This window comes from Bradyrhizobium sp. UBA2491 (assembly GCF_002341725.1).
In the GTDB taxonomy this organism is placed as follows: Bacteria; Pseudomonadota; Alphaproteobacteria; order Rhizobiales; family Xanthobacteraceae; genus Bradyrhizobium.
This window is the reverse complement of sequence record NZ_DDOP01000014.1, coordinates 68,937-89,313: the sequence shown is the minus strand read 5'-3', so window position 1 is coordinate 89,313 and position 20,377 is coordinate 68,937. Positions and strand designations below refer to the sequence as shown.

Annotated in this window: 20 protein-coding genes; 8 read left to right on the top strand and 12 right to left on the bottom strand. The window is 65.6% G+C overall.

What is annotated here, in order from left to right; genetic code table 11:
* The first annotated feature begins 622 nt into the window (after window positions 1-622).
* Window positions 623-1,837 (top strand): EAL domain-containing response regulator, encoded by a 1,215-nt coding sequence (locus tag B2W55_RS03735; protein WP_024579066.1) that lies wholly within the window; start codon window positions 623-625, stop codon window positions 1,835-1,837.
* A gap of 14 nt (window positions 1,838-1,851) precedes the next feature.
* Here the strand turns inward: B2W55_RS03735 and B2W55_RS03730 are convergent, their stop codons facing one another.
* Both B2W55_RS03730 and B2W55_RS03725 read right to left on the bottom strand, forming a co-directional pair.
* A complete protein-coding gene (locus tag B2W55_RS03730) occupies window positions 1,852-2,757 on the bottom strand; it encodes an HpcH/HpaI aldolase/citrate lyase family protein (RefSeq protein ID WP_024579065.1) in 906 nt (301 codons plus the stop codon).
* A gap of 13 nt (window positions 2,758-2,770) precedes the next feature.
* Complete coding sequence (locus tag B2W55_RS03725) at window positions 2,771-3,250, bottom strand: hypothetical protein (RefSeq protein WP_024579064.1); 480 nt, start codon at window positions 3,248-3,250, stop codon at window positions 2,771-2,773.
* A gap of 202 nt (window positions 3,251-3,452) precedes the next feature.
* On the opposite strand from B2W55_RS03725, the gene B2W55_RS03720 reads away from it, so the two are divergent.
* Window positions 3,453-3,752 carry a hypothetical protein gene (locus B2W55_RS03720; RefSeq protein ID WP_024579063.1) on the top strand — a complete coding sequence of 100 codons (300 nt, stop codon included), beginning with the start codon at window positions 3,453-3,455 and terminating at the stop codon, window positions 3,750-3,752.
* Between the two features lie 119 nt (window positions 3,753-3,871).
* Here the strand turns inward: B2W55_RS03720 and B2W55_RS03715 are convergent, their stop codons facing one another.
* Entirely contained in the window at window positions 3,872-5,068 is a 1,197-nt protein-coding gene (locus B2W55_RS03715) for a hypothetical protein (RefSeq protein WP_024579062.1), read from the bottom strand.
* Window positions 5,069-5,223: 155 nt separating this feature from the next.
* Complete coding sequence (locus B2W55_RS03710; RefSeq protein ID WP_024579061.1) at window positions 5,224-5,853, bottom strand: NUDIX hydrolase; 630 nt, start codon at window positions 5,851-5,853, stop codon at window positions 5,224-5,226.
* Window positions 5,854-5,939: 86 nt separating this feature from the next.
* Here B2W55_RS03710 and B2W55_RS03705 point away from each other — a divergent pair, with 86 nt between their 5' ends.
* The 3 genes from B2W55_RS03705 (at window position 5,940) to B2W55_RS03695 (ending at window position 7,707) form a co-directional block, all read left to right on the top strand.
* Window positions 5,940-6,365, top strand: coding sequence for a PaaI family thioesterase (locus tag B2W55_RS03705; RefSeq protein WP_024579060.1), 426 nt, complete (start codon window positions 5,940-5,942; stop codon window positions 6,363-6,365).
* A gap of 11 nt (window positions 6,366-6,376) precedes the next feature.
* Entirely contained in the window at window positions 6,377-7,387 is a 1,011-nt protein-coding gene (locus tag B2W55_RS03700; protein WP_024579059.1) for an aldo/keto reductase, read from the top strand.
* A gap of 119 nt (window positions 7,388-7,506) precedes the next feature.
* The gene (locus B2W55_RS03695; RefSeq protein ID WP_024579058.1) at window positions 7,507-7,707 is read left to right on the top strand and encodes a hypothetical protein; all 201 of its coding nucleotides are present in this window, start codon (window positions 7,507-7,509) and stop codon (window positions 7,705-7,707) included.
* Between the two features lie 99 nt (window positions 7,708-7,806).
* On the opposite strand, the gene katG is transcribed toward B2W55_RS03695, so the two are convergent.
* Entirely contained in the window at window positions 7,807-9,972 is a 2,166-nt protein-coding gene (gene katG, locus B2W55_RS03690; RefSeq protein ID WP_024579057.1) for a catalase/peroxidase HPI, read from the bottom strand.
* A gap of 118 nt (window positions 9,973-10,090) precedes the next feature.
* Between katG and B2W55_RS03685 the strand changes: the two genes are divergently transcribed.
* Complete coding sequence (locus B2W55_RS03685; RefSeq protein WP_024579056.1) at window positions 10,091-11,047, top strand: hydrogen peroxide-inducible genes activator; 957 nt, start codon at window positions 10,091-10,093, stop codon at window positions 11,045-11,047.
* 116 nt (window positions 11,048-11,163) lie between these two features.
* Here the strand turns inward: B2W55_RS03685 and B2W55_RS03680 are convergent, their stop codons facing one another.
* From B2W55_RS03680 to B2W55_RS03650, 7 genes are all read right to left on the bottom strand, one after another.
* Window positions 11,164-13,203 carry a DEAD/DEAH box helicase gene (locus tag B2W55_RS03680; RefSeq protein ID WP_024579055.1) on the bottom strand — a complete coding sequence of 680 codons (2,040 nt, stop codon included), beginning with the start codon at window positions 13,201-13,203 and terminating at the stop codon, window positions 11,164-11,166.
* 242 nt (window positions 13,204-13,445) lie between these two features.
* Window positions 13,446-14,273, bottom strand: coding sequence for an ABC transporter ATP-binding protein (locus B2W55_RS03675; RefSeq protein WP_080891001.1), 828 nt, complete (start codon window positions 14,271-14,273; stop codon window positions 13,446-13,448).
* 12 nt (window positions 14,274-14,285) lie between these two features.
* Window positions 14,286-15,083 (bottom strand): ABC transporter permease, encoded by a 798-nt coding sequence (locus B2W55_RS03670; protein WP_024579054.1) that lies wholly within the window; start codon window positions 15,081-15,083, stop codon window positions 14,286-14,288.
* A gap of 23 nt (window positions 15,084-15,106) precedes the next feature.
* Window positions 15,107-16,561, bottom strand: a complete 1,455-nt coding sequence (locus B2W55_RS03665; RefSeq protein WP_145987159.1) for a phenylacetate--CoA ligase family protein — start codon at window positions 16,559-16,561, stop codon at window positions 15,107-15,109.
* Between the two features lie 154 nt (window positions 16,562-16,715).
* Complete coding sequence (locus tag B2W55_RS03660) at window positions 16,716-17,075, bottom strand: hypothetical protein (RefSeq protein WP_024579052.1); 360 nt, start codon at window positions 17,073-17,075, stop codon at window positions 16,716-16,718.
* 188 nt (window positions 17,076-17,263) lie between these two features.
* Complete coding sequence (locus B2W55_RS03655) at window positions 17,264-17,947, bottom strand: haloacid dehalogenase type II (RefSeq protein ID WP_024579051.1); 684 nt, start codon at window positions 17,945-17,947, stop codon at window positions 17,264-17,266.
* Window positions 17,948-17,975: 28 nt separating this feature from the next.
* Window positions 17,976-18,575, bottom strand: coding sequence for a CGNR zinc finger domain-containing protein (locus tag B2W55_RS03650; protein WP_029878793.1), 600 nt, complete (start codon window positions 18,573-18,575; stop codon window positions 17,976-17,978).
* 161 nt (window positions 18,576-18,736) lie between these two features.
* Between B2W55_RS03650 and B2W55_RS03645 the strand changes: the two genes are divergently transcribed.
* Both B2W55_RS03645 and B2W55_RS03640 read left to right on the top strand, forming a co-directional pair.
* On the top strand, window positions 18,737-19,441 hold the full coding sequence (locus B2W55_RS03645) for an alpha/beta fold hydrolase (protein ID WP_024579049.1): 705 nt from the start codon (window positions 18,737-18,739) through the stop codon (window positions 19,439-19,441).
* A 33-nt stretch (window positions 19,442-19,474) separates the two neighbouring features.
* Complete coding sequence (locus tag B2W55_RS03640) at window positions 19,475-20,329, top strand: alpha/beta fold hydrolase (RefSeq protein WP_024579048.1); 855 nt, start codon at window positions 19,475-19,477, stop codon at window positions 20,327-20,329.
* The last annotated feature ends 48 nt before the right edge of the window (window positions 20,330-20,377 follow it).

Below are 20,377 nucleotides of genomic sequence, written 5' to 3'. Positions count from 1 at the left end.
AGATGGGCGATCACGCCGCGAGGTATTACTTGCAGCCGTCTCGGACCGTGCAGCGCGCGCCCGATGCGTTGCACCTCGCCCCGCCGACATGCGGGACGGGCGCGGTCCCGATCTCGCGATCGACGTCCCGACCAAACAGAAATGGGACGAGGTCTCGAGGCCGATCCGCGACCGCGCGTTGATGCCGGAGACGTTGCGAGTGGCGACCGCGACGTTACGCGTGCTGCGTCGGCATCGCGCGACCGGTGATCCGATTCGCCGTCGCAACTCCGCGACGTTTCGACGGATCACCTCGCGTGAAAGCGATCCGATGTCCGACAATGATGCAATTCGGCGCCGGCGTTGGCGCGACAACACAGTCATTAACGCCGTCCCCCGATGAGACATGCGCGGCGCGCATTTTTCCCGCGTTCGAATTCAGCTCGATCGCGCGCATGAACGTCGGATGACGCATTTGTTGCAGCCGTGACAGCGGTGAAACACAGCGGTTCCAGCATCATTTGATTCGAATTGAATCCTTTAAGGTTAGCGAGCCAATCAATGTATGAACCAGAAAATTCCATGATTGCCGCCGCTCCAGGATGTACGAGTCAAGCCGGGGTAACTACGGACAAGGCGGGGCATGAATCACATCAGTCACATCGCACACACACGGGCCGGCTGGTTCGGACATCGCAAGCTGACCCCGCGCGCATGCATTGCGGACAGCAAAAAACACCTTCGGACCTTCCTCGCAGAGGCCCTGGAAGACCTCGGCTTCATCACCAGTGAATGCAGTCAGGCATTGGAACTCGACGCCGTTCTCGATGCGGAACGGCCCGATCTTCTGGTGCTCGGCGTCTCCGTGGACGGCATCGAAGTCAGTAAAATTCTCGAGACTTTGGTGAGAAAGGACTACGGCGGCAAGGTCCTCGTGATCGGGCAACCGGACTCGATCATCGTCAAGGCGGTCCGGCAGATCGGCGATGAATATGGCATCGCCATGCTGCCGGCGCTGTCGACCCCGTTCAGTGCCGGAACCCTGCGTGACAGCCTGGCGTCACTGCTGCCGCTCGAGCCCGCGCCGAGCCCCGCGGTGGACGTGCCCGAAGCGCTGAAGGCCGGCTGGCTGGAGCTGTGGTATCAGCAGAAAATCCATCTCCGGACGCTGGTTCCGAGCGGCGCCGAGGCGCTGATCCGGATGCGCCATCCGGCCTGGGGCGTGGTGCCGCCGGCCTATTTCATTCCCGATGAAGGCGATCCGCATTTCCATGCGCTGTCGGAGTTCGTGATCGATCGCGCGATCGAGGACTGGCGCTATCTGCTGGAGCAGATCGGACCGGTCAATCTCTCGATCAATCTGCCGATCTCGTTCCTCGCCGACGACGACGCGGTGCGCGAACTGTGCCGCCGGATGCCGGATCACGCCGCGTTCGGCGGCCTGCTGATCGAGATCGACAGCACCGAGGTGGTCGACAATCTGGAGCTGGCGACCGATGTCGCGCGTCGCGTGGGGCTGCACAACATCGGCATCTCGATCGACAATGTCGGCGCCAACTGGCCGTCGCTGCTCGGACTGCCGAACTTCCCCTTCGTCCAGCTCAAGGTCGACCATCAATACGTCACCGGCTGCGCGGATCAGCGGCTGAAGCAGACCGTGTGCCGGCGGATCGTGGAGCTCGCCCATGACAGCGACGCGCAGGTGGTGGCCCAGGGCATCGAGACCCGCGCGGATTTTCTCGCCGCGCACGACATGGATTTCGATCAGGTCCAGGGCTACCTGTTCGGCAAGCCGATGGGCGTCAAGAAGTTCGCCCGCTCGCGCATGCACTTCTCGGAAAAAGAATCGGCGTCCTGACGCGACACCGCGCGTCAGGTCTCCGTGTCACGATCGATCGTGCGCAGCGCTTCGCCGCGCGCGATCAGCCGTTTCGCGTTGGAATAGGTCGGCACTTCAAGCAGCGAGCCGTCGAGCTCGACGCGGCCAAGGCCCTGCGTCCGCGCCGCCTCGAACGCGGCCACGATCCTGCCCGCCTCGCGCAACGCATCCGCGCCCGGCGTGAGGACGCCGTTGACGATGGCGGCATGCGCGGGATCGACCAGGCTCTTTGCGGTGTAGCCGAGCCGCCGCGCCCAGGCGGTGTCGCGCGCGACGCCGTCGGCATCGCTCCAGGTGTAGGGACAATCGACCGCGACGACACCGGCCGCGCGACATTCGACGATGAAGCGCTGCCGTGCGTAGGCGAGCTCGAGGCCATCGCTGCCGCGCTCGGCACCAAGATCTGCGGCGAGATCTTCCGACGCCATCAGGCAGCCGATGGTGCGCCGGCTCGCCACCGCGATCGCTCCGGTCTGCACCAGGCCGCGCGCGAACTCGATGTTCGGCAATAGCGACGTCGATCCCTCGGCGATGCCGTAGTCGCGCTCGAACCGCGTCACCGCCTCGTCGAGCCGGGCGACATGGTGCGGCTCGGCGACCTTCGGCAACGCGACGATATCCGGACCGCCGCGCATCACGGCGGCAAGGTCATCCATGCCGTCCTGATCGAGAGGGTTGACGCGGACCGCGACCACCACGCCCTGGTCGCGCCAGGCCGCGTAGAGATCGGCCGCCAGCGCCCGCGCCTTTGGGCGCAGCGATGGCGGGGTGAAGTCCTCGAGCTCGTGGATCAACACGTCGGCGCCACTGGCGGCGGCGTGTTGCAGCACCTGCTCGTTGGCGCCTTCGAGAAACAGCCAGGAGCGGCACAGCGAGGCCGGGCGCAGCTTGCGCGTCACGCCGCCCTCACCGTCACTGAAACGTCATGTCGAGGCATTTCGAGATGTCGGAGCCGAGGCCGGAAGAAATCGTGATGCAGCCACGGATCTTCTGGGTGGTGGTGTCGCTTGCCCAGATCGCATAGCCGCCGGTGCCGAAAAACGAGTTGGTGTTCGGTGGCTCGGTCTCGGTGGCGTCGAACGTATAATTGCCGTCGGTCTCGAAGATGCGCGGCTTCTTGGTGCAGCTGCCGTCGGCCTGGACGTTGATGACCTCCTTGTTGTCCTGCGTCAGCGCCAGCGACACCTGGCAGCGGAAGTACTCCGAGGTCTTGACGTTGAACAAATAAGCGTAGGATTTGCAGGTCGACGTCTTGAGCTTGCCGGCGGACAGGCCACGGCTACAGGAGATCCGCTGGTTGTTGGATAGCTTGAACTCATCCGCCTGCGCGACTGACGCCAGCGCCACGAATGACAGAGCGACACCGATACCGATCTTCATGACGTGGTTCATCCTGATCATCCCAAGGTGGTGCTTCCGGCAATCGAAGCGTTTGTAGACGGTAACGCGAAGATAGTCGCCAAGCTTGATGCGGGAAATCACAAAGTCGCCGTTCTCCGTGAGCGGTCGGACTGATTGTCGTATTGACGCGCGAATGGCGTTCGTGATTTGTTCAAAAGCGTGGGGACGACGCCGTTTTTCGGCCGGAGGGATCATGACGCATTTTTTGACCAAGACCTTTTTTACGACCGTAACCCTTGCCGCGATGACGACATATGCATTCGCGCAGGAGGCCGCGCCCTGGGAGTTGAAGTCCGACATGGGCTACGCCTATGACAAGGACGGCAAGACCTGGGCCTACAAGATGGGGACCAACAATGCCGGCACCTTGCTGAAGGGCGCCAAGAAGGTGCCGAAGGGGACGCTGTTCTTCATCGGCCAGAACGGCCAGCTCTACATGCGCTCCGGTCCCTATCTCGAAGGCAGCGGCAAGTTCATGTTCGGCTCGAATTAGAGCGCTTTCGAGCGAAGTTGAGGCCGGTTCGCGTGATGTAAACGCATCGAGAGAAGCGTCTCGGACTCCGGTCCTGATTCAATCAGAACCGGAAATACTCTGACGGTTTTCGGCAGAGTTCAGAACGCGGCGGCCAATTCCCTGGCGCCGGGTTTGTTGCTGTTGACGTCCATCCGCTCGTTGGTGACGGCGAGCAGCCTCGCCACCGTGTTGTGGCGGATCGCGACCGGGTTGCGCTCGTAGCCCGAGCGCTGGAAGAAGTTCGCGGTCGGCACCTGTTCGCGCATCGCCTGCGGCATGGTCACCATGTCGAGCCCGGTGCCGTCGCCGGTCAGGTTCATCATCTCGAGCTCGGCCGCGGTCAGCGGCCGGTTGTAGCCCTTGTTGCGCGCGAAGATCACCGAGGTCAGCAGCTTGTGGGTTTGCAGCATCGGGCCGACATCGATGTCGAGCACCATGGCGTGACACGCCCAGCCTTGCGGCGTGTCGGCCAGCCGCGCATGCGCCGACCAGTCGTCGGGCACGGTGCGCGTGAACGCGACCATCTTCTTCAGCACCGCGAGCTTGTGCTCCATCGCCTTGCGCGCCGGCCCCTGCGTCCGCGCCACCCGCTCGGTCAGGTCGCGCACGAATTCATGGCCCTGCTCGGCCAATAGCTCGACGGTGTTGGTGGTGAGCAGCTGGTTGTAGCCCATCGCGGTGGAGATGGCGCGCTTGCCGCCATGCTCGATGCCCGCCTGCACGTCGTAATTGCCGGTGCCGCCGGTCTCGAACGAATAGACCCGCACCGCCTGCTCCGGCGTCAGCCCTGCGGCGCGCGCGTAACGCGCATAGGCGCGCTTGAACTCGACCTCCGAGGTCGGCCGCTGCGGCGCGAACTGGAAATGCTCGGCCGCCGCCCGGACCAGATCCGCCGCCACCGGCAGCGTTTTCGTCGGACGCGGCGGCTTGCCGCCCTCTTCTTCCGGCGCCGGATTGACCGGCCGCTTCGGCCCCTCATAGACCGGCGGCTGTTGCAGCACGTAGTCGTCGAGCGTGATCTGCACGCGGTCGCGGCGCTTGGCATTGCGGCCGCGCCGCTTGTCGGCGATCGCACCCCAATAGGCGCTGGCGTCCTGTTCGAAGGCGGCGCGCGCCTCCTGGTACTCCTGAAGCTTGCGGCGATACTCCATGATCGCCTGCGGCGATGCCTGCGCCATCGCATTGGCGACGGAAGGCGGCAGCGCATCGGCCTCGCCGGCCAACACTGACGGCGCGCTGGCAACGAGCGCAAGCGCGACAAGTCCTGACGAGAGGCGAATCAATTGCGGGCGCATGACCTCGTTGTAGCAAGCGCGGCCGCGAAGTCAGCCCGGAATTGTTCGGGGCGCGGGCGGCGGGATGCCGCGATCACGTTCAGGATTTTCGCCACAATGCGGTGTTCCCCGCACAGAATCGTGGAGAAGCTGTGCGCCGTCGCGTCTGATGAACGTCACTTCCAGGCGAACACCGGCTGCTCGAGATCGGCGACGCGGGTGTTGCGCCCGGCCAGCACCTCGCGGAACTGATAGATCAACGCCGCAGTCGGCGCATGGATCTGCTGGCCACCGAGCCGGAACCGGATCACGCGCCGCGAGCTTTCCGGAATCATGACGAAGCTGAACGCGTCGCTGGCCTCGATCGCATCGAGGCCGATGCGATGCACCGACGCAACCTCGTCCGGGTTCGGCGTGATCGCCGCATGCGCGCCGGCCCAGACCACCACCGGCGTGATCAGATAGCCGGACCGCGTCGGATAATCGTCGAGCATGCCGAGCACGTCGCGCGCGGACAGCGCAAGCCCAAGCTCCTCATGCAGTTCACGCAGCGCGGCCTCGGCCTGCGTCTCGCCGGCATCGCAGCGGCCGCCCGGCAGTGCCCATTGCGCGCTATGGGCGCGCAGGCTGGCGCTGCGGCGGGTCAGCAGGAACGCGGTGCCGCCGTCGTCGTCGCTTTCAGTCAGCGCGATCGCGACCGCCGCGCGCTTCAGCGTCGGCGCCGCATCCGCCGGCGCGAGGCGTGCGAACGCGGCGCAGAGCTCTGCGATATTCCGCCGGGTGGCATCGTCAAATGTGCGGACCATTGATCTTGACTACACCACGTCAGCGTTTGATGAAATGACCGGAACGACATGCCTCCTGCGATCACTCAACGAACGGGCTCCATCACATGACGGCCAAGGCCGCGGACAAACTCAAATCCGACGGCTGGAAGGTCGCGGAAACCACGGGCTTCCTGTCGCTGATCGGTCCGTTGTGGGAGCGGCTGAAGGACGGCTCGCTCGAGCTCGCGCTGATCACCGAGGACAAGCATCACAATCGCCGCGGCCTCGTGCAGGGCGGCGTGATCATGACCTTCGCCGACCGCGCCTGCGGCATGGCGGCGCGCTTCGTGTCGGGCAAGCCGACGCTTGCGACGGTGCAGCTCGACACCCATTTCGTCGAGGCCGGCAAGATCGGCGAGATCCTGACGACGCGGCCGCGCGTGGTGCGTTCGACCCGCAGCCTGATCTTCATCACCGCCGAGGTGACCGTCGACAAGCGCTGCATCGCGATGGCCAATGGCGTGTTCAAGATTCTGAAGAACGACAGCTAGGGAGTTTCCCGATGCAATACCGCCAGCTTGGCCGCAGCGGCCTCAAGGTCTCGCCGATCTGCCTCGGCACCATGATGTTCGGCGGACCGACCGATGAGGCGACCTCGTCGCGCATCATGGCAAAGGCCCGCGAGGCCGGCATCAACTTCATCGACAGCGCCGACGCCTATAATGGCGGCAAGTCCGAGGAGGTCGTCGGCCGTGCCATCGCGAACAATCGCTCGAACTGGGTGCTCGCAACCAAGCTGGCCAATCCGATCGGCGATGATCCGAACCATGGCGGGCTGTCACGGCGCTGGGTGTTGCAGGCCGCCGACGCGAGCCTGAAGCGGCTCGGCACCGACCACATCGACGTCTACTATCTGCACAAGGAAGATCACGCGACGCCGCTCGACGAGACGGTGCGCGCGATGGGCGACCTGATCCGCGCCGGCAAGGTGCGCTATTTCGGCGTCTCCAACTACCGCGCCTGGCGCGTCGCCGAGATCTGCAACATCTGCGATCGGCTCGGCATCGACCGCCCGGTCGCGAGCCAGCCTTATTACAATGCGATGAACCGGATGCCCGAGGTCGAGCATTTCCCGGCCTGCGCCTATTACGGCCTCGGCATCGTGCCCTACAGCCCGCTGGCGCGCGGCGTGCTGACCGGCAAATATGCGCCCGATGCCGCGCCGCCCGCGGACACCCGCGCGGGGCGCAACGACAAGCGCATGATGCAGACCGAATGGCGGCCGGAATCCTTGCAACTCGCGCAGGAGATCAAACGCCACGCCGAAAGCCGCGGCATCACCGCCGGGCAATTCGCGGTGTCGTGGGTGCTCAACTCGTCGTTCGTCAGCGCGGTGATCGCAGGTCCCCGTACCGAGGCGCAATGGGACGATTACATCCGCGCGCTCGACTATCGCTTCACCGCCGAGGACGAAGCCCTGATCGACCGCCTCGTCGTGTCAGGCCATCCCTCGACGCCGGGCTTCAACGATCCGGCCTATCCGATCGACGGACGGCGGGCCCGGACCGATTAACATCGCAGCTCCGGTGCTCGTCTCGGCTACGCCGAAGTTACGTTTCGTAGCTTCCGAATTGCGCAAGGGACGCGGCGGCTGCACCATCGCCGCATGACAATGCTGATGCCGGTGCTGCCGTGACGGCGACCAACCTACTGGACTGGATCGTGGCTCTGTTCGTCTGCTGGGCGAGCCTGACGGCAATCCTCGAGCCCCGCCGCGACGCCTCGCAGTGCGACGTCCCCTATGCCACCAACAGCGCGCCGCAGATGGCGTTGACTGCGCCGACCCAGGCTGAGTTCGACGAGATGATCCGCGACATGAAATTGCACGACTGAGCAGAAGCGCCGAAAGCCTTTCTTCTTCAACCAGCATGGCTGAAATGAAACAGGGCGGCGCCGAAGCACCGCCCTGTCCTGACTGTTGCCGTCCGCCGCTTACTTCACGAGGTCGAAGCGATCGGCGTTCATCACCTTGGCCCAGGCCGCGACGAAGTCCTTCACGAACTGCTCCTTGGCGTCCGACGAGCCGTAGACTTCGGCGAACGCGCGCAACTGCGAGTGCGAACCGAAGATCAGGTCGGCGCGGGTGCCGGTCCACTTCACCGCCTTGGTCTTGCGGTCGCGGCCCTCATAGACGCCCTGGCCGGCATCGCTCCACACCGTGCCCATGTCGAGCAGGTTGAGGAAGAAGTCGTTGGTCAGCGTCCCCGGCTTGCCGGTGAACACACCGTGCTTCGACTTCTTGGCGTTGGCGCCGAGCACACGCAGGCCGCCGACGAGGACCGTCAACTCCGGTCCGGTCAACCGCATGAGTTGCGCCCGGTCGACCAGCGCTTCCTCGGGCTTCATGAACTGATGCTTGCCGCCGATGTAGTTGCGGAAGCCGTCAGCCCGAGGCTCGAGCGGAGCGAACGAATCGACGTCGGTCTGATCCTGCGACGCGTCGGTGCGGCCCGGCGTGAAGGGGACCTTCACATTGGTGCCGCCGTCCTTCGCCGCCTTCTCGATCGCCGCCGCGCCGCCGAGCACGATCAGGTCGGCCAGCGAGACCTTCTTGCCGAACTCCTTCTGGATGGCTTCGAGCTTGGTCAGCACGCTCTTGAGCTGTGCCGGCTCGTTGACCTCCCAGTCCTTCTGCGGAGCAAGGCGGATGCGGGCACCGTTGGCGCCGCCGCGCTTGTCGGAGCCGCGGAAGGTGGAGGCCGAGGCCCAGGCGGTCGACACCAGTTCGGACACCGAGAGACCCGACGCTGTTATCTTCGCCTTGAGCGCCTCGATATCCTTGTCGTCGATCACGGCATGATCGAGCGCCGGCACCGGATCCTGCCAGATCAGCGTCTCCTTCGGCACCAGCGGGCCGAGATAGCGCTGGATCGGACCCATGTCGCGATGCGTGAGCTTGAACCAGGCGCGGGCGAAGGCGTCCGCGAACTGATCCGGATGCTCGTAGAACCGGCGCGAGATCTTCTCATAGGCCGGATCGAAGCGCAGCGAGAGGTCGGTCGTCAGCATGGTCGGGACATGCTTCTTCGACGAGTCGAACGCGTCCGGAATATCGGCCGTCGCGCCCTTGGCCTTCCACTGCTTCGCGCCTGCGGGGCTCTTGGTCAGCTCCCATTCATACTTGAACAGGTTGTCGAAGAAGTGGTTGCTCCACTTGGTGGGGGTCTGGGTCCAGGTGACCTCGGGGCCGCCCGTGATCGCGTCGGCGCCGATGCCGGTGCCATGCTTGCTCTTCCAGCCCAGGCCCTGCTCCTCGAGCGCTCCGCCTTCCGGCTCCGGCCCGATCAGCGACGGATCACCCGCGCCGTGGGTCTTGCCGAAGGTGTGGCCGCCGGCGATCAGCGCGACGGTCTCCTCGTCGTTCATCGCCATGCGGAAGAACGTCTCGCGGATGTCCTTTGCGGCAGCGACCGGGTCGGGGTTGCCGTTCGGACCTTCCGGATTGACGTAGATCAGGCCCATCTGCACCGCGCCGAGCGGCTCGGAGAGCTGGCGCTCGCCGCTATAGCGCTCGTCGCCGAGCCAGGTGCCCTCCGGACCCCAATACAGTTCTTCCGGTTCCCAGACGTCGGCGCGGCCACCCGCGAAGCCGAACGTCTTGAAGCCCATCGATTCCAGCGCGACGTTGCCGGCGAGAACCATGAGGTCGGCCCAGGAGATCTTCTTGCCGTACTTCTGCTTGATCGGCCACAGCAGCCGGCGCGCCTTGTCGAGGTTGGCGTTGTCGGGCCAGCTGTTGAGCGGGGCGAAACGCTGCTGACCGGCACCGGCGCCGCCGCGGCCGTCGGTGATGCGGTAGGTGCCCGCCGAATGCCAGGCCATCCGGATCATCAGGCCGCCGTAATGGCCGAAATCAGCCGGCCACCATTCCTGCGACGTCGTCATCAGGGCGGTGAGGTCCTTGATCACGGCATTGAGATCGAGGGTCTTGAATTCCTTGGCGTAGTCGAACCCCTGGCCCATCGGATCCGACAGGCTGGAGTTCCGGTGCAGCACCTGAACGTCGAGCGATTCCGGCCACCAGTCACGATTCGTGTGCCCGCCAGGCCCGCCCGTAAATGGGCATTTGCCCGCGCCTTCGTCGGTTTTTGCGTCCATGTTTCTTCTCCGAGGTGATGGATTCTGGAATGTGCTGGAGCTCTTCCAAGAACGATTCTACGCGCCTCAATCCATCAGGTGAAATTGACTTTAATGATCGCGGCAATAAGATAATCTGATGATAAACGTCACACTCCGGCAACTGAGGTATTTCGATGCGCTGGCGCGGCACGGCCATTTCGGACGTGCCGCGGATGCCTGCGCGATCTCGCAGCCGGCGCTGTCGATGCAGATCCGCGAGATGGAACAGGCGGTCGGCGGGGTGCTGATCGAACGCAGCGCGCGGCAGGTCACCTTGACCAGTTTTGGCGAGGAGCTGCTGCGCCGCGTGCGCGACATCCTGCGCTCGGTCGACGAGCTCGGCGACTTCGCCCGCGCCTCGCGCGACAAGCTCGCCGGGCGGCTGCGGGTCGGCATGATCCCGACGATCGCGCCATATCTGCTGCCGAAGGTGATCGAGACGCTGGCACGGCTGCATCCCGAGCTCGACATCCACGTCCGCGAGACATTGACACCAAAGCTGATCAAGGAGGTCGCCGAGGGCCGGCTCGACACCGCGATCGTGGCGTTGCCGGTGTCGGAACCGTCGCTGACCGAGGTCGCGCTGTTCTCCGAGAACTTCCTGCTGGTGCGGCCGGGCGAGGATGCCAGCACGCCGGTGCCGAGCGCCGAGATGCTGCGCGAGATGCGGCTGCTGCTGCTCGAGGAAGGCCATTGCTTCCGCGACCAGGCGCTGTCGTTCTGCAACATGCAGTCCTCGCCGCCGCGCGAGGTGCTGGACGCGAGCTCGCTGTCGACGCTGGTGCAGATGGTCGGCGCCGGCATCGGCGTCACCCTGATCCCCGAGATGGCGGTGACGGTGGAGACCCGTTCCGCGCCGGTCACGGTGTCGCGTTTCAAGCACCCGCAGCCCTCGCGCACCATCGGCATGGTCTGGCGCAAGACCTCTCCGCTCGCCTCGCAGCTCCAGCAGATCTCCGAAGTGGTCTCACTCGCCGCCGAGGAACTGCGCGCACCGAAGCGGGATGGTGCGAAGGAGCCGGCAAAACGCGCGGGGCGGCGGAAGGTTGGGTGATTGGTCGGGCGGCACGCCACCGTCACGACTGTCGTCCTGGCTTTCGCCAGGACGACGGTGAGGATGGTTCGACCGACGCCGGCAACAGGCGCGATCGGCGCCACGCCGGCGCCTCGTCAGCCGCGATGCTTCTTCTTTGGCTTCTTGCCGAATTTCGGCTTCCCGGCCGACACCTCCGGCCATTGTGAGGCTCCGGCGTGGCCGGACTTGCCGCGATGCTTCTTTTTCTTGCCGAAGCCGGGTTCGCTGCCGAATTTCGGCTTGGAGCCCTTTTCGCTTCGATCGAAGCGGGATGCGGCCCGGGAGTCCTGCCTTGATGTTGCTTCGTCGCGCGAACCGCCGCCCGCTTCGCGCACAAACGCACGCGCGTCGCGGTCCGGCTTGCCGCGTCGCTTGGCTGCGGAATCGTCCCGCCGCTCGTCGCGGCGCGGCGTGCTGTGGCGTGGTTCGTCCGCATCGCGCCATGAGCCGCGCGGCGGCTTTTCCGGGGACGCCTGCGCCTTCGGGGCATCGGCCAGCGGCTCGATCCGGATGCTGTCTTCCTTGTCCGGACGCTTGATCTTGACCGCGAAGGAGTCGGCGACCCGCGCCGCGATCTCGAACTCGGTGGTGGTATCCATGATCTTGATGGCGCCGATGTCACGCTTGTCGATGCCGCCACGGCGGCAGATCATCGGCAGCAGCCAGCGCGCCTCGGCATTCTTGCGGCGCCCGATCGCGGCCCGGAACCAGACCGTGGCTTCCTCCATGCCATGACGTGGAGACTTGCCGGTCTTCGCGCGCGGCCCGGCGGCGCGATCATCGCGGCGCGACGCCCGCTCACCGCGGTCGCGGCCCCGTCCCTCGCCGGGATCGAGGATGTCTTCCGGCGCAGGCAGCCGCGCGCGGTAGAGCCGGGCCAGCGCCGAGGCGATCGCCTCGGGTGACCGCTCGGCGAGCAGGGCCTGCGCGAGGGCCAGATCGTCCGATGTCGCCTCCTCGGAAAACACTGCATCCTGCAACAGGCGATCGTGGTCGAGCTTGCGGATTTCATCGGGCTGCGGCGCGGTACCCCAGACCACATCGATACCGGCGAGATCGAGCAGCAATTCCGCGCGCCGCCGTCGCGCCGGGGGCACCAGCAGGATGCTGACGCCCTTGCGGCCGGCACGGCCGGTACGACCCGAGCGATGCTGCATCACCTCAGGGTCTTTCGGCAGGTCGGCATGAATGACGAGATCGAGGCTCGGCAGGTCGATGCCGCGCGCCGCGACGTCGGTCGCAACGCACACCCGGGAGCGTCCGTCGCGCAAGGCCTGCAACGCCTGAGTCCGCTCGTTCTGGGTCATTTCACCGGACAACGCAGCCACCGAGAAGCCGCGCTCCAGCAGCGCCGCCTGCAAATGCCTGACCGCTTCGCGAGTGTTGCAGAACACCAGCGCGCTCGGCGCCTCATGGAAGCGCAGGATGTTGACGACCGCGTGCTCGACATCGTCGGCGGCGACCCGGATGGCGCGGTACTCGATGTCGGCATGGCCGCCTTCGTCGCCGGCGACCTCGATGCGGAACGCCTGCTGCTGATACTGCTTGGCAAGCGCTACGATGCCGCGCGGAAACGTCGCCGAGAACAGCAGGGTGCGCCGGCTGTCCGGCGTGGTTTCGAGGATGAACTCCATGTCCTCGCGGAAGCCGAGATTGAGCATCTCGTCGGCCTCGTCGAGCACGACGACCCGCAATCCCGAAATGTCGAGCCGGCCGCGCCGCAAATGGTCGCACAGCCGGCCGGGCGTCCCGACCACGATGTGGGCGCCATCAGCCAGCTCGCGCTGCTCGCGGCGCGGATCCATGCCGCCGACGCAGGAGACGACGCGGCCGTCGGGATGCTCGTAAAGCCAGGCCAGCTCACGCTGGACCTGCAAGGCGAGCTCGCGCGTCGGCGCGACGATCAGGGCCAGTGGTGCGGCGGCCGGCTCGAACCGCTCGGCGTCGCCGAGCAGGTCCGTTGCCATGGCCAGACCGTAGGCAACGGTCTTGCCGGAGCCGGTCTGGGCGGAAACCAGCAGGTCGCGGCCGACGGCGTCGTCGGCGAGCACGGCGAGCTGGACGGGGGTCGGTTGTTCATAGTTGCGCTCAGCCAAGGCGCGGGCGAGCGGCGAACTTGTGGTCGGAAAGGGCACGAGATGGGAAACCTTGATTGGTCCGGGCGCGGAACGTCGAGCGGGACGACCTGAAGCTGCGTACCCGGCAGGCGGCACGGCCGCATGACGATTTGGGGTGCTTTACGCCAAGAACAACCAAATCGCCATGCCTCGATGGCAGAAAGATGGTGCGCGGACCGACCCGGCTGCCCGATTGGGGCGTCCCCAGGGCGGTCCGGTCCAGCAATCCGGCCGAGGGTTCGGGGACCGACCGGCCGCCCTCAGGCGACCCGCGCCAGATGGATGAAGACCTCGTCGAGGTCGCGGCACTTGAACCGCTCCGCGAGCTCGGCCGGACGCCCCATCGCGACGACGCGGCCGTGGCTCATGATCACGACGAAGTCACAGAGCTGCTCGACCTCGGTCATGTTGTGCGAGGACAGCAGGATGGTGGCGCCGCGGCGCTTCTGATAGCCGCGCAGCCGGCTGCGCACCCATTCGGCGCGGTCGGGATCGAGCGACGCGGTCGGCTCGTCGAGCAGCAGCACGTCCGGATCGTTGATCAGCGCCTTCGCCACCGCGACACGGGTCTTCTGGCCCGCCGACAGCCGCCCGGTGACGCGGTCGAGCACGTCACCGAGCTCGAAATCCTGAACCAGTTCATCGATCCGCGCCTCGAGGTCGGCAACGCCGTACAGTCGCCCGAACACAATGAGGTTCTGCCGCACCGTGAGCCGCCCCGGCAAGGCGACATAGGGACTTTCGAAATTCATCCGGCTGAGCACCTTGTGACGCTCGGTCGCCATGTCATGGCCGAGCACCATGGCGCGGCCGAAGCTCGGGATCACGAGACCCATGATCATCGCGATGGTGGTGGTCTTGCCGGCGCCGTTGCCGCCGAGCAGGCCGACGGTCCAGCCCTTCGGCACGATGAAGTTCACATCATCCACGGCCCAATGGCTGCGGAACTGCTTGCAGAGGTTCTCGACCGCGATGGCCGGCGCGTCAGCGATGTCGAGCCGAACGGGCGCATTGGTCTCGACCGGCGTGGTGCTTGCCGACACGGATGTCAGATGCCTGCGCGGCAGGAAGCGTTCGATGCGGCTCATCTTTATCTCCTCTTACTCGCCCATGGTGAGCAGGCCGCCCTTGTGCCTGGCGCCTTGCAACAGGGCAACGAACGCGGTGAAGCCCACGCCGAGATAGACGGCATTGAGCGCGAGGCATTCGAGCATCAGATCAGCGCGGAAGCTGCCGTCGCGCAGCACCGCGCGCATGCCCTCGAACACATAGGTCGGCGTCAGCGACCAGGCGATCGGATGCAGCCAGAGCGGCAGCGCCGCGACCGGATAGTAGACGCAGCACAGCGGCAGCAGCACGATCATGATCGAATAGGCCAGGCTCTCCGCGCCAAAGCCCTGGCGGATCACGAGGCCGGCGACCACGAGCCCGATCGCCCAGCTGGTCAGCACCAGGTTGAGGAAGAAGGCGAGCAGCCCTGGCCCCATCGCGAAGACGTTGAAGCCGAACAGCACGAAGGTCAGCAGCAGCACCGGCAGCGTGCCGATCAACAGCCGGATCAGGCTCATCAGCATCAGCGAGGCCGCGAGCTCGAACGGCTGCAACGGGCTCATCATGAGATTGGCGAGGTTGCGCGACCAGATCTCCTCCAGGAAGGTGAAGGTGAAGCCGAGCTGGCCGCGAAACAGCACGTCCCAGAGCAGGACGGCGCCGAGCAAGAGGCCGGCGGTGGAGGCCATCGCCGACTTGCTGTCATAGAGGTAGGTGTAGAGGAACCCCCACACCAGCATCTGCATCGCCGGCCAATAGACGATCTCCAGCAGCCGGAGCCATGACGAGCGCAGGATGTAGTAATAGCGCGCCGTCATGGCGGCGATGCGGTTCAGCGACTGGGTCATGGCGCGCACCTCTGTCGCCGTTATCAATCGAACTCGCGGCGGATCGGGCGGCGCTTGCCGACTTTGGGCGGAAACGCCAGCAGCGCGTTGGCCTGCACCCGCACCGGATGCTCGAGGCAGGCCGCGAGCAGGTCCTCGAGATGCGCGACCGAGCCGCGCAGCCGCGCCATCGGCGTGTCCTGGCCGAGCACGACGCGGGCCTCGACTACGTCGACGCCGCGCTGCACGATCTCGAACTGCGCCAGATGCAGATTGCAGTCGAACATCCAGCGATAGGTCGCATCCAGGATGCTGCCGGCCGGCACCTTGCGGCCATCGCGATTGACGAAGGCGTCATTGAGGCGGCCGTCGATGCTGGCGATCTGCGACCAGTTGATGTCCGACGGCGCCGGATTGGCCGGCTGGGTGATGTAGTCGCCCTGCACGTAGCGGATGAACGGCATCGCCTCGTTGAGCAGGTTGGTGATCACGGCGATGCCGGACTGGCCGGGCGCCTGCGGCTGCATCGTGACGGGATCGAGCACGTCGAGATGCACGGTGTCCTCGCAGACGTGATACTGGCCGCCAGGCATTTCGAGCGCGATGCGCGTGGCCTCCTCGGAGGAATATTCGTCGAGCACGGGGACGCCGAGCTGGCGCGACCATTCCGCGCGCGCGGCACGCGAGGAGTATTCCGAATGCGTCACCGCGAGATTGAGCGAAGAGCGGAACTCGTCGACATGCGGCATCAGCGCGTCGAGACTCGACGGATACAGCGACAGGATCTTCGGCCCGAGATAGCGCAGATGCTGGGCGACGCGCGCCGGCGGGATCAGGTTCGAGATGAACGCGGTCGGATAGTCGCCGCCGATCGAATCGAACCACCACGGCACGGTGTAGACATGGGCGAGCAGGTCCTCGGCGCGGTAATTGCCGCTGCTCTGCATCGCGAACTGGCGCACGCCCTGGATGGTGTCGGTGATGACGGCATCATAGTCGACGCGGATCAAGAGCGTCTGGCCGGACGAGCCGGATGAGCGGGTCGGAAACAGGTTTTCCGGCTTGTACGCCTTGTTGACGCACTGGTCTGGGAAGGCGGCGACCAGCTCCGGCTTGGTGATCACGGGGATCTTCTGGATGTCGTCATAATCGCGCAGATGCGCGGGCTTGAAGCCGGCGGCATCATACTTGGCGCGGTAGACCGGAATGTCGCGATAGGCGAGCTCGACCAGCTCCTTGATGCGGGCGAACTGCCGCGCGCGGATTTCCGACACCGGCAGATAGGGATGCCGCATGCATTCGCCGAGATAGTTCGCGGTCGCGGCGACCAGCTCGGGCGCCGCATCATCCGATGGCTGGAAGTCCGGACGGGTGTGCTCGGTCTCCCAGAACTGGCGCTGCGGGGGCGCTGCGGGAACGAGCGACGCGGCGGCCTGGTCGTGCTCCGGCACCAGAGCAAGGCTGTCATCGGCAGTGCTGATCGCAAGGGTGGACGTCATCTTCAGCTCCATGATTGACGGGACGACCGCCCGTTCATGGCGCCATCAATGGCCCGCGGCGCTTGCCAGTGCCGTGACACCGGTCACACGCCACCGCACCTCGTCGCAGCACGCGCCGGTTCGACAGACGCGGAAGCTGTTTATCTGCGCAGGATCACTTCGCCTTGAGCGCCTTGTCGCGGCTCTCCAGCGCGGCCGTCATCAGCTTCGGCAATTGCCCGGCGTAGGCCTCGATGAAGGTCGCATCGCCGCAGCCTTGCGGATCGCGCGCCGCCTGCTCGGCGATGCGCGCCGCCTTGGCTTCGCATTTCGCGAACATATGCCAGAACCAGTCCGGGTTCTTGTCGAGCGCGGCCTTGTTCCTCTTGATGACCGCGGCGCCGACCGCACTCATCGCGCTGACGACGCCGGCGCCCAGCGTGCTGATGGCGCGCGCGTTCAAAATATCCTCGCGCGCCTGCGCGGTGGCGTTGGTCGCGGTCGCTCGTCCGGTCGTTCGTGCCTTGGCCGGCATGCTCAAGCTCCTTGTCGATCCCGTCTCGATTTCCTGCCGCGCGGGCAGCATCGGCCGCGGAAGTTGAGGAAGGCTCAAGGGGCATGGTTGAGAAGCGCTATGGAATTCATTCCGGTTTTATGCGCTTCCGAGCGATCGGGCCCGGTGGGCGTTGAGTTCCGTTCGGTCGCCCGATCCGTCAACGGCCGTTACCCTTTCGCGCCATGGCGGCGGATCAGCTGATCGGCGACATCGTCGAGATCATTGCCGACCATTTGCGGCTGCGGCCCGACGCCGAGCACATCATTGCCGGGACGCCTGATCAGCGCGGCCTCCCAGCCGGCCGCGACCGCGCCGAGCGTATCCCAGGTGTGGCAGGCGATCAGGCAGAAATCTGCGGGCCCGGCCCCGAGCTCCTTCTCGACATAGCCATAGGCCTGCCGCGACGGCTTGTGGTGCTTGACGCCGTCGGCGGAAAAGCGCCGCTCGAACAGGTCGACGATGCCGCCATGGGTCAGCTGGCGGGTCTGCACCTCGAGCAGATTGTCGGTCAGCGTGAACAGCCGGAAGCCCGCCGCGCGCAGCTTGCGCAGCGCCGCCGGCACATCCGCGTGCGGCGGCATGGTGGAGAATTTCTCGGTCAGCTCCTTCTTATCGTTGTCGTCGATGCTGATCCCGCGGGTATCGGCCAGCATCTTCATGACCGCGGCGCCGATCTCGGTGAAGGGCACGTAGCAGCCGGCCACCGTGAGCGCGGCGGAATACATGATGAAGTTCGAAAACCACAGCCGCATCGCGCCCTTGTCGTCGAAGATGCGCGCGAACACCGGCTCCATGGTCTCGAGGTCGAGCAGGGTCTCGTTGACGTCGAACACGATCAGAGGAAGCGCCATGTCTGGCCTCCTGTTGGTTGGGTTGTTGTTAGCCCCTGTCCTTGATCCGGCTGCGATGCGCCGCCTGCTTGGCGCGGTTGCCGCACACCGCCATGCTGCACCAGCGGCGCGCCCGCGCCCGCGTGTGATCGGCGAACATCAGCGTGCAGGCCGGGCCTTCGCACGCCTTGATGTCGGAGAAGCTTTCCTCGCAAACCACCCTCGCCATCGCCTCGCCGATCGGCAGCAGCAATGAGGCGGCCGAGCGCCAGCGCCGCGTCCGCTGCAATGCGAACGCATCACCATCGTCATGATGCAGGACGATGCGGCTGGTGCCCTCGTCGCTTTCGAGCAGCCGGTTCAACGCCTCCAACTCCTTCAGCGCCCGCGGCGTCAGCGGCTTGCCCATATGCTTGCGCACGAAGCCGCGGAACCATTCGCGCAAATCGCGGGCCTGGCCGGCGACGTGATCGAGTTCGCCCGGCTTCGCGCGGGCCTTGAGCGCGTCGAGCACGTCCGGCGGCGCCAGCTTCGCCTGCGCGAGCCAACGCAACAGGCCATCACCATCGGCGATCCAGTCGAACGGCGTATCGACCGGGGTCGCGATCGAATTGATGAAATCGAGGCCCAGGCTGTCGGCGATGAACATCGCAGGCGGATGGGATTGCACGGTGATGCCTCCTGGCGGCTTTTCGAGCCTCTCGAATAACCCGACTGAAGCATGTTGACAAGTTACGAACAGTGGATCATAAGCGCTATAACCTGTCAAACAGCCTTTTAAGGGTTACTACCCGAACCGAGGAGCGGACGATGTCGATCAGGGATGTCAGCGTGGTGCTTGCCCATGGCGCCTGGGCGGATGGTTCGAGCTGGGCACGGGTGATCACGGCGCTCGATGCCGAGGGCATCAACGCGGTGGCGGCGCCGCTGCCGCTGACCTCGCTCGCAGACGACGTCGCCGCATTGAACCGCACGCTCGAGCGGGTCGAGGGACCGGTGGTGCTGGCGGGCCATGCCTATGCCGGCGCCGTGATCGCCGAGACCCGCTCGCCGCGCGTCAAGGCGCTGGTCTATGTCGCGGCGCTGGCGCCGGACGAGGGCGAAACCGTTGCCGACGTGTTCTACCGCCTGCCGCCGCACCCGTTCGCACCGAAACTCGCGCCCGACGGCAACGGCCTGATCTGGCTACCCGAGTCCGCCTTCGCGTCGGCCTTCGCGCAAGGCGCGCGATCGGAGGATCTCGCGGTGCTAGCCGCCGTGCAGCGGCCGATCTCGCCGGCCTGCATCACCGCGCCGGTCGGCCGCCCGCTTTGGAAGGACGTCCCGAGCTGGTTCCTGGTTGCCGAGGAAGACCGGATGATCGTGCCCGAGATGCAGCGCGTCATGGCGGCACGCATGCAAGCGACCGTGTGTTCACACGCCGTCGATCACACCCCGCTCGTCACCGCGCCGGCGCTGGTCACGGCCATCGTCCGGGAAGCGATCAGCGCCGTTGCCGGGCAGACCAGATCCTAACCCCTCACCGATGACGACCATAAGGAGCGACAAATGTCCGAGATCAAGTATCGCACCGCCGCTGTCGACGGCTTCAAGGTGTCCTATCGCGAAGCCGGATCGTCAGGCGCGCCAAAGCTGCTACTGCTGCACGGCTTCCCGAGCGCGGGACACATGTTCCGCGATCTGATCCCGCTTCTCGCCGACAGATTCCACATCGTGGCGCCTGATCTGCCCGGCTTCGGCCAGTCCGACATGCCTGCGCGCGACAAGTTCGCTTACACATTCGACAACATCGCCGCCGTGATCGATCGCTTTACCGAGGTGATCGGCTTCGATCGCTTCGCGGTCTATGTGTTCGACTATGGCGCGCCGACCGGCTTCCGCCTCGCGGTCAAGCATCCGGAGCGGATCACCGCCATCATCTCGCAGAACGGCAACGCCTATGAAGAGGGACTGAGCGATGGCTGGACTCCGATCAAGGCCTATTGGCAGGACCCGTCACCGGCGAACCGCGACGCGCTGCGCGCCTTCCTGACGCCGGAGACGACGCGCTGGCAGTACACCCATGGCACGACCGATCCGGAGGCGGTCTCACCCGACGGACAGAACCTGGACAATTACTACATGGCACGCCCCGGCGCGCATGACGTGCAGCTCGACTTATTCGGCGACTACAAGAGCAACGTCGCGCTGTATCCGACCTTCCAGAATTACTTCCGCACCCATCAGCCGCCGTTCCTCGCGGTGTGGGGCAAGAACGATCCGTTCTTCCTGCCGCCGGGCGCAGAGGCGTTCAGGCGCGACAATCCGAAGGCGGTCGTGCAGTTCTTCGACACCGGCCATTTCGCGCTGGAGACGCATGCCACCGAGATCGCGCGCAGCATCCGTGACTTCCTGAGCCGCTAATCCCGAACGCGCAAAATACGGGCGGGTCCCGGCTTGACGACCCGGGCG